This window comes from Methylophaga sp. UBA3192, from assembly GCA_002363955.1.
GTDB lineage: Bacteria > Pseudomonadota > Gammaproteobacteria > Nitrosococcales > Methylophagaceae > Methylophaga.
Map to the genome: position 1 here is coordinate 59,743 of DEXE01000007.1, position 16,600 is coordinate 76,342.

Below are 16,600 nucleotides of genomic sequence, written 5' to 3' on the forward strand. Positions count from 1 at the left end.
CTCTGTTGTGACTCTGAAAAATCAACAGACCCTCGTGGATATCCCGTCGTGGCGGACATTACTCTGCAGGGAACACACCCGTGGAAAGGTAACGATCACCACGGTCGCAAATAATACAGACGATTACCGCATTGCTGACCGTTGCCGATAAACGTAATGCCGCAGCAACACTGCCGCCTGATGAAACGCCACAGAAGATACCTTCTTCACTGGCGAGTCGACGCATCGTTTCTTCAGCAACCTCCTGCTCTATATCCAGCGTCAGATCAACTCTTTCCGGTTCAAAGATTTCCGGCAGGTAGGCTTCTGGCCAACGTCTGATGCCGGGAATTTTTGCACCGTCAACCGGTTGCACACCAACAATCTGCACCTCTGAATTCTGTTCTTTTAGATATCTGGATACCCCCATAATCGTGCCGGTGGTTCCCATGGCACTGACAAAATGGGTTACTTCACCTTTTGTATCACGCCAGATTTCCGGCCCGGTAGTTTCATAGTGTGCCAGGGGATTATCAAAATTACCGAACTGGTTCAGTACTTTACCCTCTCCCATCGCCTGCATTTGCAACGCCAAATCGCGTGCCGACTCCATTCCATCGGTCAGGATAATTTCTGCGCCATAAGCCCGCATTGATGCACGGCGTTCCTGACTCATGCTTTCCGGCATAATCAAAATCATGCGATACCCCAGAATGGCCGTGACCATTGCCAGAGCAATACCGGTATTACCACTGGTGGCTTCAATCAGTGTATCGCCCGGTTGGATATCGCCACGTTGCTGCGCATGACGAATCATACTGGCGACCGGCCGATCTTTTACAGAGCCTGCAGGATTATTGCCTTCCAGCTTGCCCAGAATGATATTACTGGTCTCACCGGGAAGGCGCTGCAAACGCACCAGCGGTGTATTCCCAATAAAAGATTCAATCGTCGGATATTCAGCCATCTCAGCCTTCCACTAATACAACGTAAGCGGTGGCATAATCGCCATCATCACTCAGACTGAGCATGGCCGTCTGAATATTTTTTTGGGATAATAATCGCTCGGCATAGTCATGAAATATCAGCTCTGGTTTACCCAGACTATTATTGCGAACTGCAATATGCTGCAGGCTCAGACCATCACGAAATCCAGTTCCCAGTGCTTTAGCTGCGGCTTCTTTAGCGGCAAAGCGTTTTGCCAGAAATGCTGCCGGTTGCTTGTTTTTTTGAAATTGCTCGAACTCGCTGGCATCCAGAATCCGCTGCGCCGCTTTATCGCCGTATTTGTTTAACATTTCTGTTATCCGCGGAATATGCACTAAATCTGTGCCAATACCACTGATCATCCGCGACGGGCTTCCAGCATCAATTGCTTCATTTCACGAACTGCAGACTGAAAGCCAGTAAAAAATGAGCGAGCCACAATGGCATGACCGATATTGAGTTCAACCAACTCTTTAATAGCTGCAATCGGCTGCACATTGTGATAATGCAAACCATGACCGGCATTAACCTGCAGTCCCAGTGCATGAGCTTGTTCAGCAGCTTTACGGATAATTTTCAGTTCCTTTTTAGCTTCTGCAGCGGAACTGGCTTCTGCGTAACGACCTGTATGCAATTCAATCACCGGAGCACCGCAGGCAACAGCTGCTTCAATCTGTTTTAATTCCGGATCAATAAACAATGAAACTGTTACTCCAGCTTCAGCCAGGCGAACGCAGGCATCATGCATACGTGATTGCTGACCGGCAACATCCAGTCCACCTTCGGTCGTGAGTTCCTCACGACGTTCCGGTACCAGGCAACAATCGGCTGGTCGATAATGTTCGGCAATGCTGAGCATTTCTTCGGTGACCGCCATCTCCAGATTCATTTTAGTTTGCAGAATATCCGCCAGCATTTTGACATCGCGATCCTGGATATGCCGGCGGTCTTCGCGTAAATGCAATGTAATGCTGTCAGCTCCGGCTTGTTCGGCTTCAATAGCCGCCTGAATCGGATCGGGGTAACGGGTACCGCGGGCTTGTCTTAACGTAGCCACATGATCAATATTGACGCCAAGATAAATCGACATGATGTTCCTTAATTAACTGTTTTTAGTTCCGGCATAACGCTGCATTTCTGCAAACAACTGCCGGCTTTTCAGCGGTTTGCCATCTAAATAATAGTTTATTATTAAACGCATAAGCTGCTTTGTTTCATTCAGGCTAGTCGGATCATTCAGATTTTCCTGCAACAGTTGTAACAAACTGGCACCTGAAATAATGCGCTTTGTGTCATTTACCAGACAAAGCTGCAACCCTTGATCAGGCTGATAGCTGTAATGCAGGTGCTGCTCAACCGGTTCACCCTGGCTGTCTGTGGTCAAATCCAGACCATACCCCAAAGCTTCGAGCAAGCGCTTTTCAAAAAGTCTCAGCACCTGTTCCGCCTGGTCAGCTTCTTGCAATCCTTCCAATGCTTTCTGATAGGCCTCAAACACCAATGGTTCAGGTTGCTGTTGCATCAGCAATCTGACCAGTAATTCATTGATGTACAAACCACACAAAGTAGCATTTCCCTGCAACCAATAGGGTGCACTGATGGTTTCAACTTTACTGAGTGTGAGTAAATCACCACGACCAAACCAGTTCAACCACAATGGCTGAAATAATTGCAGAGGATTATTATGACGACGTTTACTTTGTCGCATCCCCCTCGCCACCAGACTTAAACGTCCATAATCGGCAGTAAACACGTCCAGCAACAAGCTGGTTTCACGATAAGGACGTTGATGTAATACAAATGCCTGGGTGAATTCCACAGGATTGCCTAATCAAAGATCGTCGTTATAACCCAAATTGCGTAACATGCGCTCATTATCAGACCAGCCTTCACGTACTTTGACCCATAATTGCAGAAACACTTTGCAGCCGAATAATTTTTCCATATCTTCACGGGCATCTTTACCGACTTGCTTGAGCAACTCGCCTTTTTTACCAATGACGATAGATTTCTGACCACTGCGTTCAACATAAATCACGGCGCTGATACGGAACATACCGTTATCGTCTTCAAACTGTTCAATATCCACCGTCAGTGAATAGGGTAGCTCCTGGCCCAAATGACGGAACAGTTTTTCGCGAACCATTTCGGCCGCCAGAAAACGTGAGCTGCGATCGGTAAGCTGATCTTCATCAAAGATCATCTCGCCTTCTGGCATTAATTTATATATCGACTCTTCCAGAGATTCCAGATTGATGCCTTTACGCGCAGATAAAGGCACGATATCCGTAAATTTATACAATGCAGCCAGCTTTTCTACCTGTGGAAACAAAGTAGCTTTATCTTCTAATTTATCAATTTTATTCATCACTAAAATGACTGGCTTGCTGGTTTCCTTTAATTTCTGTAATACCCGCTCATCCTCTTCGGTCCACTTCATGCCTTCGATAACAAACACCACGACATCGACATCTTCTACCGAAGCCGCAGCCGCACGGTTCATATATCGATTCATCGCTCGTTTGCCATCACTGTGGATACCGGGCGTATCAACATAAATGAACTGACCCGTATCTGTTGTTTTAATGCCCAGAATACGATGGCGGGTGGTTTGTGGACGGCGAGAGGTAATACATAATTTTTGTCCCAGCACCCGGTTAATCAGGGTGGATTTACCGACATTGGGACGACCGATAATGGCGACATAGCCACTACGAAAAGCAGGTTGATCATTCATATTTTTGACTCGATTAACGTCAGGGCGCGTTCAGCGGCTTTTTTTTCAGCCTTCCGATGACTGCTTCCTTGAGCCACAACTAATTTATTCAACAAACTCACCTGACAGGATGCCTCAAATACGGGCTGTTTATCGGCAGATTCGATTTCTTTTACACTATAAAGTGGTAGTGGTAATTTGCGGCTTTGCAATAATTCCTGCAAACGGGTTTTGGGATCTTTAATGGTTTCAGTGACATCGATGGAATCCAGACGTTCATCGTAAAGCCGCAAAATAAGAGGCTTTACCACATCGATACCGCTATCCAGAAACAGCGCCCCAAAAATAGCTTCCAGCGCATCTGCCAGAATGGATTCTCGACGAAACCCACCACTTTTTAATTCACCCTGACCAAGAATCAACACTTCACCCAATTTTAGTTCACGTGCGATTTCTGCCAGTGTTTCCCCTTTAACCAGGCTGGCACGGAGGCGACTCATCTTGCCTTCTCTGGCCTGTGGAAAACGGTTAAATAATTCCTCGGCAATCACAAAGCTCAATATGGCATCGCCCAGGTATTCCAGTCGTTCATTATTCTTTGGTGCGGCACTCCGATGAGTAAGCGCCTGCAATAATAGGTCTGTATTTTTAAATTCAATGCCAAGTTGCTGGCACAGTTTTTTCTGCTTGATGTTTATCATCTAACGGCCGGTTCCACATCCACATCAGTGACAAAATGTCCTACTAAATCAATATGGGCAAAAAACGGTTTACGCACTTCATAATCAATGACGATTTTGGTGACGTAAGCATTACTTCTACCACGGGAAAGTTCGATATTTTCTTTTTTAACGCTGGATATATAGCCGGTATTAAAGCGCTTACTCAGTAACAACATCACTTGCTCATTGGTGAGTTTGTTATTTTTCAATTCTGTTTCCATTGATTTCATGATTTGTAAAACACCGTAGTATTCCTGATACATCGGCACCAACCGCATAGTTAATGTGGCAAAAAATGCGATGATTGCCAGTACAATTACCCAGCTGATTAACGTCATTCCCTGTTGTTTTTTCATCATGTACTCCTAGACCCTAGTTAATAGAACGTCCAACCCTCGACCAGACGACACCACCATCATCCCAACTCCAGCTCATCCAGATAAAAAACGCTTTCCCGACCAGATTCTCTTCCGGTACTGTTCCCCACACACGGCTATCATTACTGTTATCGCGATTATCACCCATCACAAAGAAGTGACCTTCCGGGACAGTGATCTCCCCTTCCATCGATTGTCGCTGCGGATCCACTAAAATATCATGCGTCACGCCAGTTAAACTTTCTCGCTTAAGCTCGGCGCGCGGTGCGATCATTCCTGCCAGCTCTGAGGGTTTAGTACCGGATTCCTGCTTGATTTCCTGTCCGTTTATATAAAGTGTTTTATTGAAATAACCGACTTTATCACCGGGTAATCCGATGACCCGTTTGATGTAATCAATTTGGGGTTGCTCTGGATATCGGAATACCATGACATCACCCCGTTCCGGAGTGCCGGTATTGATAATTTTGGTATTAATCACGGGGAGACGAATGCCGTAGGAAAACTTGTTCACCAGAATGAAATCACCAACGTGCAAGGTTGGTAACATGGAGGATGAAGGAATACGGAATGGTTCTGCGACAAAGGAGCGAATAACCAACACCAGCAGAATAATTGGGAAAAATGATTTAGCGTATTCAACTATCGCCGGTTCATTTTCACTGACAGGGCGCTGGGGGGCTAACCAAAAACGGTCAACTAACCATATCAGGCCGGTTATCGCGACCAGTAACACCATTATTGCTGGGAAACTCACTTGACGCTCCTTTTAAGATTTCTTGGATAACTGCAAAACCGCCAAGAAGGCTTCCTGCGGCACATCCACTTTGCCGATGGATTTCATACGTTTTTTACCGGCTTTTTGCTTTTCTAGCAATTTACGTTTGCGAGAAACGTCGCCTCCGTAACATTTTGCCAAAACATTTTTACGCATCGCTTTGACCGTTGAGCGCGCAATAATATGCCCTCCGATGGCAGCCTGAATCGCCACATCAAACATTTGGCGCGGGATCAGTTCCTGCATTTTTTCGACTAACTGACGGCCACGCGACACGCTCTGATCCTTGTGAACAATCATCGATAAAGCATCGACTTTTTCACCGTTGATTAATACATCCAGTTTTACCAACGCTGCCGCTTCGAAACGAATAAAATGATAATCCAGTGAGGCATAACCACGACTCACTGATTTAATACGGTCGAAGAAATCAATCACCACTTCATTCATGGGCAATTCATAGGTCAGGGCAACCTGTTTCCCCATATATTGCATGGATTTCTGTACGCCACGTTTTTCAACGCAAAGCGTTATCACGGCCCCCAGATAATCCTGCGGAACCAGCATATCGGCAACCACAATTGGCTCGCGAATTTCTTCAACTGAACCGGCATCGGGCAGTGAAGCCGGATTTTCAATCTTTATCACATCACCCTTTTTGGTGACCACCTCAAACACCACCGTCGGAGCGGTTGTGATCAGATCCAGATCGTATTCACGCTCCAGTCGTTCCTGAATGATTTCCATATGTAATAATCCGAGGAAACCACAACGGAAGCCGAAACCTAAAGCCTGTGAGTTTTCTGGTTCATAAAACAACGAAGAATCGTTTAAGCGCAATTTCCCCAATGCTTCACGAAACGCATCGTAATCATCACTGCTGACCGGAAACACACCGGCATAAACCTGTGGTGTAACAGACTTAAAGCCAGGCAACATTTCGGTTGCGCCATGCTGAGAGGTGGTTAATGTATCGCCTACTGGTGCCCCATCGATTTCTTTAACACCGGAAATCACATAACCCACTTCACCACAATTCAATGCTGTGCGCTTACTGCGCTTAGGCGTAAACACACCGACTTCATCGACCTGGTATTCCTGTCCGGTAGACATCACTCTGATTTTATCGCGGGTTTTCAGTCTGCCCTGTTTAATTCGCACCAATGAGATGACACCGACGTAGCTGTCAAACCATGAATCGATAATCAGGGCCTTTAATGGACCTTCCGGATCACCTTGCGGCGGTGGAACGCGAGCGACCAATTCTTCCAGCACTTCATCGATGCCGACACCGGTTTTGGCACTGCAACGCACAGCATTGAGTGCATCGACACCGATAATATCTTCAATTTCCTGCGCCACCCGATCCGGTTCCGCTGCGGGCAAATCGATTTTGTTTAATACCGGTAATACCTCAAGGCCAAGATCGATAGCGGTGTAGCAGTTCGCCACACTCTGGGCTTCAACTCCTTGTGCGGCATCAACGACGAGTAAGGCACCCTCACAGGCCGCCAGCGAGCGGGATACTTCATAGGAAAAGTCAACGTGACCGGGCGTATCGATAAAGTTGAGATGATAGGTTTCACCGTCTTTCGCCTTGTAGTCAAGTGAGACACTTTGCGCCTTGATGGTAATGCCCCGTTCTTTTTCGATATCCATCGAATCAAGAACCTGTTGTGACATTTCACGTTCAGTCAAACCACCACAGATTTGAATAAAACGATCCGCTATTGTGGATTTACCATGATCAATATGGGCAATGATTGAGAAGTTTCTAATATTTTTCATTGAGTAGCGATTATGAACGTGTTGGAGGTTGAAATAACGAGTTGCAAAATGTGTTCATCTCCATGATTTGGAATGTATTGCCAATGCGAAACACGCATCGTGCAAATGACCCGGTATTATACGCACTTAACTGAGTTATAACGATAATAAATACTAGGGTCTGTTGATCTTTCAGGGCCACCAATGCCGGAGACTATTTTTTTGTCCAACAAGGCGGAAATGATGCGATGTAGTGTTCTACATAAATTATTTTTAACGCAGTTGGGCGGAAAAATAGTCCCAGCCCTTCGGGTTGTGGCTTAAAATGCACCACTCTACGTGGCCTACATGGATGTAAGTCAGGGGCTTGAGCAGGATGCGGAAGCTTTGCTCGTCATTTATTTAGAACGACTACAAAAACGCCGGGAGTGTTTTTGAGCGTAAGCCCCAAAGGGGTAAGATACATGGATATATCTCACAAACTGCATTCCTTACGCCTTGATTGATGCATTTTAAGTCACAACAGAGGCGGCTATGAAAGATCAACAGACCCTGGGATAGTCTGTCGCGCTGCTTTCACATCACACAATAATCACAACAAAGCCTTTGCATAACGAATATGGATCATTAGCATTAAGTGCTCCTCACCCCAACTTCTTTAAAACGGATACCTGATGCAGGCCAGCAAAACTGACAACGACGTCCTCAACGGTCCGATTATTTCTACTTTTCTTCGCTATGCCATCCCATCGATTCTGGGATTACTGGCCATTACGACTGCCAGTATTGTGGATGGTATTTTTATCGGACAATTTGTCAGCGCAGAAGGCCTGGCAGCCATCACCTTATTAATTCCATTTTTTACGCTGGTTTTTGCCATTGCCTTGATGTTGTCGATTGGTGGTGCCGTTCGCGCCGGCAATTATCTGGGACAAAACAATATCGAAGCAGCTTCCGCGGTATTCAGTAAATGTCTGATAAGCATTTTTATTGTTGGTCTGCTGTTTATGAGTATTTCATACATGCTGGATCGGCAAATATTATCGCTGCTCGGTGCACCTGAAGAGTTGATTGCACTGGTTCTGCCCTATTTCCATATTATCTGTATGGTGCTGGTGATGCAGGTAACCAGCATGGTGCTGTATTACTTTATTCGGCTGGATAACAATCAAAAGCTGGCTACATCGGCTCTGGTAGCCGGCGCATTAATCAATATTGTTCTGGATGCGATATTCATCATTGCTCTGGAGATGGGGTTAAAAGGTGCTGCCTGGGCAACCTTTACTGCGCAAATCATTCAGATGCTGATTCTTTCTGTTTATTTTGTCCGTAAACAACGACGCCTAAAACTGATATTACGACCCGGCAACTGGTCTGAGGTCGCTAAAGTGTCTTACAACGGTCTGTCAGAATTTGTAAACGAACTGTCAGGCGGTATGGTCATTCTGCTGCTCAACTGGTTGCTGGTTATCTACCAGGGCGTCAGCGGATTAGCTGCTTTTGCCGTGATTAATTATCTGATTTTTATCAGTCTGATGATTTATTACGGTATTGCAGACGCTTTGCATTTACTGATCAGTCAAAACCATGGGGCAGCACAAGCCAGACGAATTCACGATTTTGTCATCACAGCTTTGGCGATGGTTTTTGCTGTTTCAATCATTTTAGTCAGTGTTTTATTGCTTTATCCGCAGTGGTTGATCCAATTATTTTTACAGGAAGGTGCGTTGGAAAGCCAACAGTTGTCGGCTGAGTTTATTCAACTGGTCTGGCCATTGTTTGCCGTGAATGGACTGAACGTCACCTTGTCAGTTTACTTAACAGCCATGCAAAAACCATTGCCCTCTATGAGTGTCGCGTTAAGCCGTGGTTTTATACTTCCTGTCGGTTTATTGCTCTTATTGTCTGCATGGCTACCAGACAAACAATTTCTTATTGCGCTTCCGCTTGCCGAAGGTCTGACCTTAATCCTGGCCTTAATACTTTGCTGGAAATACTCTCCCGGCAGGATTATTCATTAGGATCTTAATACGCTAAAAAAGAAAAGCCGGATGTCATTGCAACATCCGGCCCAAAATCATCAAACCTTCATTCAGGGGATACAGCTTGATGGATTAGAACTGCCAGGCCACGCTTAATCGAACATCACGACCGGGATCAGGCAAACCGATAATATTTTCAAAATCGGCAAACTGGCTGAAATCTGCGTTGGTGGCATGATTAAGATAATCTTTATCAAACAGGTTATTGACGGTTAAGGTGACTCGTAAATCCTGACTTTGCATGGGTAACCATTGCGCATAAAGGTCATGAATGGCATAACCCGGTTTATCCAAGTCGCCTTGAGAGGTTTTGACATCTTTTAATCGCTCGACAAAATGTCCGTTCCAACCAAAAGACCAGGTACTATTCAGCTGATAATCCAGTTTGGCTGACAGGGTATTACCGATACTATTAGCAATGCCACCGTGATCATAGGCATTGGCATCTAATTCACCCACTTCAGCTTTGTTATGATGGAAACTCAGACTGGCAAGTAACTGAGTCCAGCGATAACCTGCTTCAAGTACATAACCTTTTGACTCTAAATCACCAACATTTTCATATAAGTTTGGTCTGCCAATGGGATCAGCAATCAAATTATCGATATTTGTTTTGTATAGTTTTGCGGAAGCAAATAAACGGGAATCATCATAAGCAATGCCAACTTCTGTGTTATCAGCATCTTCCGGCTTGAGATTCGGGTCTTTTGCCCACCCATCCAGTTTGAATGCATCCTGTGCCATCGGGCCTCTGAAGGCTTCAGCATAACTTGCAAACACATTGACTGTGTCCGAGACTTCATAATTCAGACCAATGTTATGGCTTATTTCACTCTCATTCAGCTCAAGACCATTATTATCTTCAAGTTCATATTTGTCGTAGCGAAGGCCTGCAGATAAAAGCAGCGCATCAGTCAGTTGAATAGCATCCTGGATATAAATGCCTTTCACCTTGCCTGTTTCTTTTGCTTCACGTCTGTTGGTTTCGGCACCGGCACGTGTTTCATCTTCTCGATAGTCAAATCCATAGGTGACTGAATTTATACCAATCACACTGGTATTACGTATATCCATTCCCTTACTTTTGATAAAACCATAGTAAGGTCCAAAGCGACCATTCTGATATAACTCGGATTCAGTATTAAACAGTGTCACCTTGCTATCAACCCACGGATTATCAGCAGGGTTGAAGTCATAATTCAGCGTAATGGTTTCACGCTCCAGATCCATTTGATAAAGATCATTAAAGCCTTCTGACACAATCCACTGAGGTCGGGCAGCACGGTCGCCTTCATCCTTGCGTTTTTCGTAACTCAACCGAACTGTCTGGCTATCAGTAATTTCACCAACGACTTTGGTAAACAGGAAATCCTGGTCTGAGCCAGTGCCAATGCGTTCAATACCATTACCATCTTCATAGTCATCTATATCCGCTTTGGTATAAGAGACCATAGCGCTGATACTATCTGATACACGACCGAACAGACTGGTGTTGGTTTTAAAACTGTCTGTATTACTGAAATATCCTGCCTTGAGTAAGGCACCGAAATCTTTACCGGGTTTGAGCATGTCAGTTGGATCTTTAGTAATAAATTTAACCGCGCCCCCCAATGCACCCGGGCCATTTAATGCCGAACCGGCACCGGCACTTACATCAACCCGCTTCAGCAATTCTGGCTCGATCGTGATACGGCCATTATGGTGGTATAAACTGCCGCCTTGGCTAGCACCATCAATTGACACATTTAAAAGTTTATCCTCAATGCCACGGATGTAGAGTTTCTGGCCGATCGGCACACCGCCACCTACAGTGACCTCCGGAGAATGGCGGAATAGGTCAGCCAAGTCATTGGCCTGCATTTTTTCGATCTGATCTGCATCAACGCTATTATTATCTAAGCTAATCGATTGGCCGGTCACTTTTACAACATCCAGTTGCACATTGTCCTTTTCAGCAGCCCAAACCGCCGGCCCTGATAAAGCAGCGGCTATTGCCAACGTCAATATAGTCGGGCGACTTACAACACTCCGGTTTATTTTCACTTTAACCTCGCGAATAATAATCATTATCAAATAAAACAGATTCGCATTCTAGTCAGAGTGAACGGAGATTAAAACCAAATTTACAATTGTTACAATTGGCAGGTGATCAAGATGTTAACTTTTAGCGGTTATGGGCAACTGCATGATCATCGTTAATCCACCGAATTGATGAATTTGTGCCCATAACTCCCCCCCCGTCGCTTCCACTTGTCGCCTGGCAAGGGCTAGTCCCACGCCAAAGCCTTTATGTTCATTCGGGTGAGAACTGTGCAGGCGGAAGAAAGGTTTGAAGATATTTTGCAGGTGCTGTTCAGGCACACCCGGTCCCTGATCATCAATCAGCAAATCATAACGATCGGAATGCTGGTGCAGAGTTATGCTGACAGTCCCGGATAACGGGGTGTATGACAGTGCATTACGCAGTATATTTTCAATAGCATGGCCTAACGCTCGATCACTTGTTTGATGAAGACAAGCTGTTTCCGGCATCTTCACAATAATCACATGTTCGGGGAATTCAAATCGTGCATTTTCCACAATACTGTCGATCAGATCGGTCAGATCGAGTGACTCGTTACGTAAAGCCGGTCGCTCGTTCTCTAACCAGGCAAGTGTTAACGCATCTTCAACTAATTCTCGCATCTGCTGGCATTCATATCGAATCCGCTGCAGCGCTTCATTGTCCGGGCTGGTCTGTTCAGCGATGCTTAGTGCCAGCTCAACCCGTGTTAAGGGAGTACGTAATTCATGTGATAAATCTGAAGTCAGGTGGCGCTGAGTCTGAATCTGCTCTCCTATCCTTTCTGCCATGCTATCGAACGTACTGGCCAGTATTGCAATTTCATCGTTACGTTTACCCAAATCATCACGCACTCGTACGGCAAAATCGCCATCGCTGAATTGTTTAGTGGCTTTTTCAAGTTGTCTTAAAGGCGAGATGACATGCCGGTAAATCACTAAGCTCAGGATAGCCATCAGTAACATAGGCAAGGCTATTTGTAATAACAGACTGGCATAAGTCCAATATCCTCCGGGACGCATGCGTTGTGGCAGACGGATCAGAAAATGAGTATGTCTATCTGCAAAAGTGACATCCATAATGGGATTCTGAGCAAAATACAGATGTATTTTCCATGTAATATCCCGGCCCAAAGCGAAATTATTAATAAAGTAATCGTCCATTTCGCTGTCTGCCAACGGGGTAAGCTGTGATCTTACCAGTGCAACCCAGGTATCTTCTCGCTGTTTGATGGTATTGATCCAGTCGGCCAGTTTTTCTACCTCGCCTTTTATATACAATTCTTCTGCCTTTCTGGCATAGTCGACTAACTGTTGCTGATATTGTTTATCAATAAAACTCATATGCTGCTCAGTGCGCAGAATCAAATGATGGATTATCCAGAACAAGGCAATGGTACCAATCGTAATCGTCGCACATAATTTCCAGAACAGACGACGTTTCATAACAGCATATAACCTGTTCCGTGAACGGTTTGCAGCCTGTCCACCGGCATACCGACATCAATCAATTTACGTCTGACCCGGCTCATATGCATATCCAGGCTTCGATCATAACGACTGAAATCGCGTTCCATCACGAGTCGATACAATTGTGGTTTGCTTAATAGATGATTGGCATGTTGCGTCAACGTCCATAATAATTTGAACTGGATAGGCGTCAGTTGTACAACTTGTTCATGAAAAAATACTTTCTGTTTTTTTCTATCCAGCATCAGACCTTCATGCTCCAAAACAGAATTTTCCTGATGTGGATGGTCGATAGCTCTGACTCTTCGCAGGATCGCTTCAATACGCAGCACCAGTTCAGTGAAATTAAATGGCTTTGGCAAATAATCGTCAGCGCCGTTTTTAAACCCCATAATGCGTTCCTCTTCGGCACCATGAGCCGTCAGAATGAGCACCGGAGTTTGTCGACTTTGTCGCAGCGTATTCAATACCGAATAACCGTCACGTCCAGGCAAGCTGACATCCAGCAGAATCAGGTCAAATTGACCGCTTACAGCTTTAAGTAGCCCCTCTTCACCGTTAAAGCATTGAATAACTCTAAAACTTTTCTTTTCAAGCAGCTGTTTTAATTGATGATTTAAAACCAGATCATCTTCAATTACCAGAATATTGCTGTGGGAATTCTTTTTATCTGACATGGAATACGAAGTTCAACTCATCTAGATGATAATAATTATCATTAATGATAAAGCCAATCACCAAAATATGAAACTTTGTTTTATTCCATCCTTATTGCAAACAATAAAAAAGGCAGCTGATAGAATTCCATCAACTGCCTTTTAAACTTGCCAAGAATAATTTATTACATAAGCTGCTTATACATTATTCCGGAATTTTTAACGCCAGGAACTGCGAAGCTCCGGAACGTTGTACCAACACGGGAATCGCTTTATTGGTCGGCAGCTTTTTAGCCAGTTCAATAAACTGTTTAGCGTCTGTAATCTTCTCATTATTTATACTGAGAATAATATCACCGGGAGCAATACCGGCTTCTACAGCAGGCCCAGACTCAATTTTTCTCACTGTGACACCGCTTTGATTTGGTCCTAACTCAGCGCGCTGCTCAGCCGATAAATCAGTGACTTCCATGGCCAGACGATTATCATAGAACTGGCTAATTTTAGGCCCGCTTCCGCTGGCAATCTGTTCATCTTCCGGTAATTCTTCCACTGTAACGGAAATCGTCATTTTCTTGTTATTACGAATAATTTCCGCTTTCGATTTTTTACCAATCTCGGTTCGACCGACGATAGGCGGAAGATCGGAGGAAGCATCAACATTACGATCATCAAACTTGAGAATAACGTCACCCGCTTCAAAACCGGCCTTCTCAGCAGGACTGCCTGCAACGACACGAGAAACCAAAGCACCACGAGGTTTACTCAGTCCGAATGATTCAGCCAGTTCACGTGTTACATCTTGGATGACCACACCCAACCAACCGCGGCTGACATAACCTTTATCTTTAATTTGCTCAACCACATTCATTACAGTGTCGACAGGTATTGCGAATGAAACCCCCATAAACCCACCGGTACGGCTGTATATCTGTGAATTGATACCAATAACCTCACCATCAAGATTAAATAACGGACCACCCGAGTTACCCGGATTAATCGCCACATCCGTTTGAATAAATGGGACATAGCTATCACTCGGTAAACTGCGTCCTAAAGCGCTGACAATCCCCGCTGTTGCGGAATAATCAAAACCAAAAGGTGAACCGATGGCTAAAACCCACTCTCCCACTTTCAGGTCATTTGAATCGCCTAGTTTAACCGCTTTCAGGTTCATGCCTTCAGCATCAACCTTTAACAACGCCACGTCGCTACGCTCATCACTACCAAGCAATTCTGCAACTAGCTCAGTACGGTCACTGAAACGCACGATGATTTCATCGGCATCTTTGATGACATGATGGTTTGTCAGAATAAATCCATCAGATGAAAGTACAAAACCAGAGCCTAATGAACTTGGCATTGGGGCACGTGGCTGAGAAGGGTCGCCAAAAAAGCGTCTGAAAAAATCATCAAATGGTGTGCCTTCAGGCATTTCCATACCGGGAGGTAATGATGGAAGTGGCCCGCCAGCAGTATTCTCACTTGGTTTACTTTTAGTACTTATATTAACGACGGCATCGCCATTCTCGGCTACCAGTTCGGTAAACTCAGGTAAACCTCCCCTTGCCTGAACAGCTGAACTCAACATTAACCACATCAGCAATGCCATAACCATTGCACCTGTTGTTTTGTATTGCGTCATTATTTTTCCTCTATGATTTGAGTTTCGATGGCAATTTTCTGATTTTTAAGTCGGTTTTTGACCCAATAAAATCCAAGCATCAGACCAGCCAGTCCGGCAATAATTTCCACCAGTTCGTTTGCAAACATAAAACGGCTGGCTACCGCGCCTGCAAACATGAACAGTATTGGGAGAAGATACATCATGTAAGCACCATGCAATAATGCTTCCTCAGGAATTGAGACATTCATCTGCTGTCCAGGTTGCACCGTCTGTTTTTTAGGAACGGCAATCGTCGAAAAACGTCGACCGACATGTTCACTTAGCAACCCGGTACCACAGCCTTTTTTAACCTGACATTTATCACAGGTGGATTGACGTTCAGCTTGCAGCCAGATGGTTGACTCATCATAACGGATGACCGTAGCTTTTTGTTCGATCATCGGGATTCAGGACCGGCATATTCGATGGCTGCACCAATTTTCTCTACTGTTACCGCAGGTACTTCACCCACAACCGTTACAAAATGCGCGTGAATGACGCTACCAAATGCATTCACGGCCCCCATATGAGAACCACCATGAAAATGATTGTGTTGCGCACGCATTTTTTCGATAAACACGGAAACTGAGCTTAACCCGTCGCTATAGACACGTTGTTCTATGTGTGCCCCATTGTTGGCACGTAATCTGTTTTGATGAGCCACCAGGGTAAAACCATCAGGTAACCATTTTGCCTGCCAGTTGGAGAAAGCGACTAAATCCTGTGTTGTCATTTCGCCAGGTTCGGTGCGGTGCCATACCATTTCATTGCCTGACATTTGTGCTTTCAAAGATGCATCCGGTATCTCAATGCCGGTTTCTATATCCGTAAATTCAAAGGTTTCGAGTACTTCTTTATTTTCACCTATCAATTCTGATTTAAGCAGCAAATCGGTTTCTTTATCCATCCACAATCGATAGCCATAACGATAACTATCTACAGGTTTGATTTCCAATCTCTGAGTTAATTTGCCGGCGATACGATCCTCGCCCTCCAATGTTAATTCATAGAAAGGTGTCGCCGAGCGAAGACGACGAGGTAAATCGCTTGGAAATCCTCGGCCTAAAGGACGCTGACTGACATTGATTTGTTTACCATCAGGATTAATACAGGTAACCGTATCGTTTGAACGGATTACTTCCCTGGCAGCGCCATTAAGTGAAATCAGCCTTTCTGATTCGGTACCGTCATTATTACGGTGATAAATACGTACCGACTGGAATGTTTTGCCACTTTGGTAGGCAAAAACACCTTCATAGTTGAGTTGCTTAGCTGCCTGACTCATTCGCTCAAGTAATTCTATCGAAGCAGACTCAGCCTGTACTGTTGGAATAAACAACACCAACAGCGCAACGCAAAAACGAAATACCTGGCGCATC

General features: G+C 44.9%; 16 protein-coding genes. 1 reads left to right on the plus strand and 15 read right to left on the minus strand.

Features of this window, described 5'->3' with window-relative positions:
- Window positions 1-58: 58 nt before the first annotated feature.
- From cysM to lepA, 9 genes are read right to left on the minus strand one after another with little or no spacing between them, the layout of a single operon-like run.
- Window positions 59-946, minus strand: a complete 888-nt coding sequence (cysM, locus tag B2337_RS11225) for a cysteine synthase CysM (protein ID WP_292414807.1) — start codon at window positions 944-946, stop codon at window positions 59-61.
- A gap of 1 nt (window position 947) precedes the next feature.
- Window positions 948-1,328 (minus strand): holo-ACP synthase, encoded by a 381-nt coding sequence (acpS, locus tag B2337_RS11230; protein WP_292361733.1) that lies wholly within the window; start codon window positions 1,326-1,328, stop codon window positions 948-950.
- A complete protein-coding gene (pdxJ, locus tag B2337_RS11235) occupies window positions 1,325-2,056 on the minus strand; it encodes a pyridoxine 5'-phosphate synthase (RefSeq protein WP_292361732.1) in 732 nt (243 codons plus the stop codon). The genes acpS and pdxJ overlap by 4 nt, the downstream gene beginning before the upstream one ends.
- 12 nt (window positions 2,057-2,068) lie before the next feature.
- Complete coding sequence (gene recO, locus B2337_RS11240; protein WP_292361731.1) at window positions 2,069-2,785, minus strand: DNA repair protein RecO; 717 nt, start codon at window positions 2,783-2,785, stop codon at window positions 2,069-2,071.
- 12 nt (window positions 2,786-2,797) lie between these two features.
- The gene (gene era / locus B2337_RS11245) at window positions 2,798-3,703 is read right to left on the minus strand and encodes a GTPase Era (RefSeq protein ID WP_292414808.1); all 906 of its coding nucleotides are present in this window, start codon (window positions 3,701-3,703) and stop codon (window positions 2,798-2,800) included.
- Window positions 3,700-4,383: a ribonuclease III gene (gene rnc / locus B2337_RS11250; protein ID WP_292361729.1), complete on the minus strand. Its 684-nt coding sequence runs from the start codon at window positions 4,381-4,383 to the stop codon at window positions 3,700-3,702. The genes era and rnc overlap by 4 nt, the downstream gene beginning before the upstream one ends.
- Window positions 4,380-4,763, minus strand: coding sequence for a DUF4845 domain-containing protein (locus B2337_RS11255; RefSeq protein WP_292363956.1), 384 nt, complete (start codon window positions 4,761-4,763; stop codon window positions 4,380-4,382). The genes rnc and B2337_RS11255 overlap by 4 nt, the downstream gene beginning before the upstream one ends.
- A 13-nt stretch (window positions 4,764-4,776) precedes the next feature.
- Window positions 4,777-5,538 carry a signal peptidase I gene (gene lepB / locus B2337_RS11260; RefSeq protein ID WP_292414809.1) on the minus strand — a complete coding sequence of 254 codons (762 nt, stop codon included), beginning with the start codon at window positions 5,536-5,538 and terminating at the stop codon, window positions 4,777-4,779.
- A 12-nt stretch (window positions 5,539-5,550) separates the two neighbouring features.
- The gene (lepA, locus tag B2337_RS11265) at window positions 5,551-7,347 is read right to left on the minus strand and encodes a translation elongation factor 4 (RefSeq protein WP_292361726.1); all 1,797 of its coding nucleotides are present in this window, start codon (window positions 7,345-7,347) and stop codon (window positions 5,551-5,553) included.
- Between the two features lie 653 nt (window positions 7,348-8,000).
- On the opposite strand from lepA, the gene B2337_RS11270 reads away from it, so the two are divergent.
- The gene (locus B2337_RS11270) at window positions 8,001-9,347 is read left to right on the plus strand and encodes an MATE family efflux transporter (RefSeq protein WP_292414810.1); all 1,347 of its coding nucleotides are present in this window, start codon (window positions 8,001-8,003) and stop codon (window positions 9,345-9,347) included.
- Window positions 9,348-9,440: 93 nt separating this feature from the next.
- Here B2337_RS11270 and B2337_RS11275 read toward each other — a convergent pair whose 3' ends face one another.
- The 6 genes from B2337_RS11275 to B2337_RS11300 form a co-directional block, all read right to left on the minus strand.
- The gene (locus B2337_RS11275) at window positions 9,441-11,411 is read right to left on the minus strand and encodes a TonB-dependent receptor domain-containing protein (RefSeq protein WP_292414811.1); all 1,971 of its coding nucleotides are present in this window, start codon (window positions 11,409-11,411) and stop codon (window positions 9,441-9,443) included.
- Between the two features lie 114 nt (window positions 11,412-11,525).
- Window positions 11,526-12,875 (minus strand): sensor histidine kinase, encoded by a 1,350-nt coding sequence (locus tag B2337_RS11280; RefSeq protein WP_292414812.1) that lies wholly within the window; start codon window positions 12,873-12,875, stop codon window positions 11,526-11,528.
- Entirely contained in the window at window positions 12,872-13,576 is a 705-nt protein-coding gene (locus tag B2337_RS11285) for a response regulator transcription factor (RefSeq protein ID WP_292414813.1), read from the minus strand. Before B2337_RS11285 ends, B2337_RS11280 begins: the two co-directional genes overlap by 4 nt.
- A 184-nt stretch (window positions 13,577-13,760) precedes the next feature.
- The gene (locus B2337_RS11290; RefSeq protein WP_292361721.1) at window positions 13,761-15,200 is read right to left on the minus strand and encodes a DegQ family serine endoprotease; all 1,440 of its coding nucleotides are present in this window, start codon (window positions 15,198-15,200) and stop codon (window positions 13,761-13,763) included.
- On the minus strand, window positions 15,200-15,622 hold the full coding sequence (locus B2337_RS11295; protein ID WP_292414814.1) for a SoxR reducing system RseC family protein: 423 nt from the start codon (window positions 15,620-15,622) through the stop codon (window positions 15,200-15,202). The genes B2337_RS11290 and B2337_RS11295 overlap by 1 nt, the downstream gene beginning before the upstream one ends.
- Window positions 15,619-16,599, minus strand: coding sequence for a MucB/RseB C-terminal domain-containing protein (locus tag B2337_RS11300; RefSeq protein WP_292361719.1), 981 nt, complete (start codon window positions 16,597-16,599; stop codon window positions 15,619-15,621). Before B2337_RS11300 ends, B2337_RS11295 begins: the two co-directional genes overlap by 4 nt.
- Window position 16,600 lies beyond the last annotated feature (1 nt).

Coding starts and splice junctions, on each gene's coding strand:
- cysM (WP_292414807.1), bottom strand. CDS start 946: ATGGCTGAATATCCGACGATTGAATCTTTTATTGGGAATACACCGCTG.
- acpS (WP_292361733.1), bottom strand. CDS start 1,328: ATGATCAGTGGTATTGGCACAGATTTAGTGCATATTCCGCGGATAACA.
- pdxJ (WP_292361732.1), bottom strand. CDS start 2,056: ATGTCGATTTATCTTGGCGTCAATATTGATCATGTGGCTACGTTAAGA.
- era (WP_292414808.1), bottom strand. CDS start 3,703: ATGAATGATCAACCTGCTTTTCGTAGTGGCTATGTCGCCATTATCGGT.
- rnc (WP_292361729.1), bottom strand. CDS start 4,383: ATGATAAACATCAAGCAGAAAAAACTGTGCCAGCAACTTGGCATTGAA.
- B2337_RS11255 (WP_292363956.1), bottom strand. CDS start 4,763: ATGATGAAAAAACAACAGGGAATGACGTTAATCAGCTGGGTAATTGTA.
- lepA (WP_292361726.1), bottom strand. CDS start 7,347: ATGAAAAATATTAGAAACTTCTCAATCATTGCCCATATTGATCATGGT.
- B2337_RS11270 (WP_292414810.1), top strand. CDS start 8,001: ATGCAGGCCAGCAAAACTGACAACGACGTCCTCAACGGTCCGATTATT.
- B2337_RS11280 (WP_292414812.1), bottom strand. CDS start 12,875: ATGAAACGTCGTCTGTTCTGGAAATTATGTGCGACGATTACGATTGGT.
- B2337_RS11285 (WP_292414813.1), bottom strand. CDS start 13,576: ATGTCAGATAAAAAGAATTCCCACAGCAATATTCTGGTAATTGAAGAT.
- B2337_RS11290 (WP_292361721.1), bottom strand. CDS start 15,200: ATGACGCAATACAAAACAACAGGTGCAATGGTTATGGCATTGCTGATG.
- B2337_RS11295 (WP_292414814.1), bottom strand. CDS start 15,622: ATGATCGAACAAAAAGCTACGGTCATCCGTTATGATGAGTCAACCATC.
- B2337_RS11300 (WP_292361719.1), bottom strand. CDS start 16,599: ATGCGCCAGGTATTTCGTTTTTGCGTTGCGCTGTTGGTGTTGTTTATT.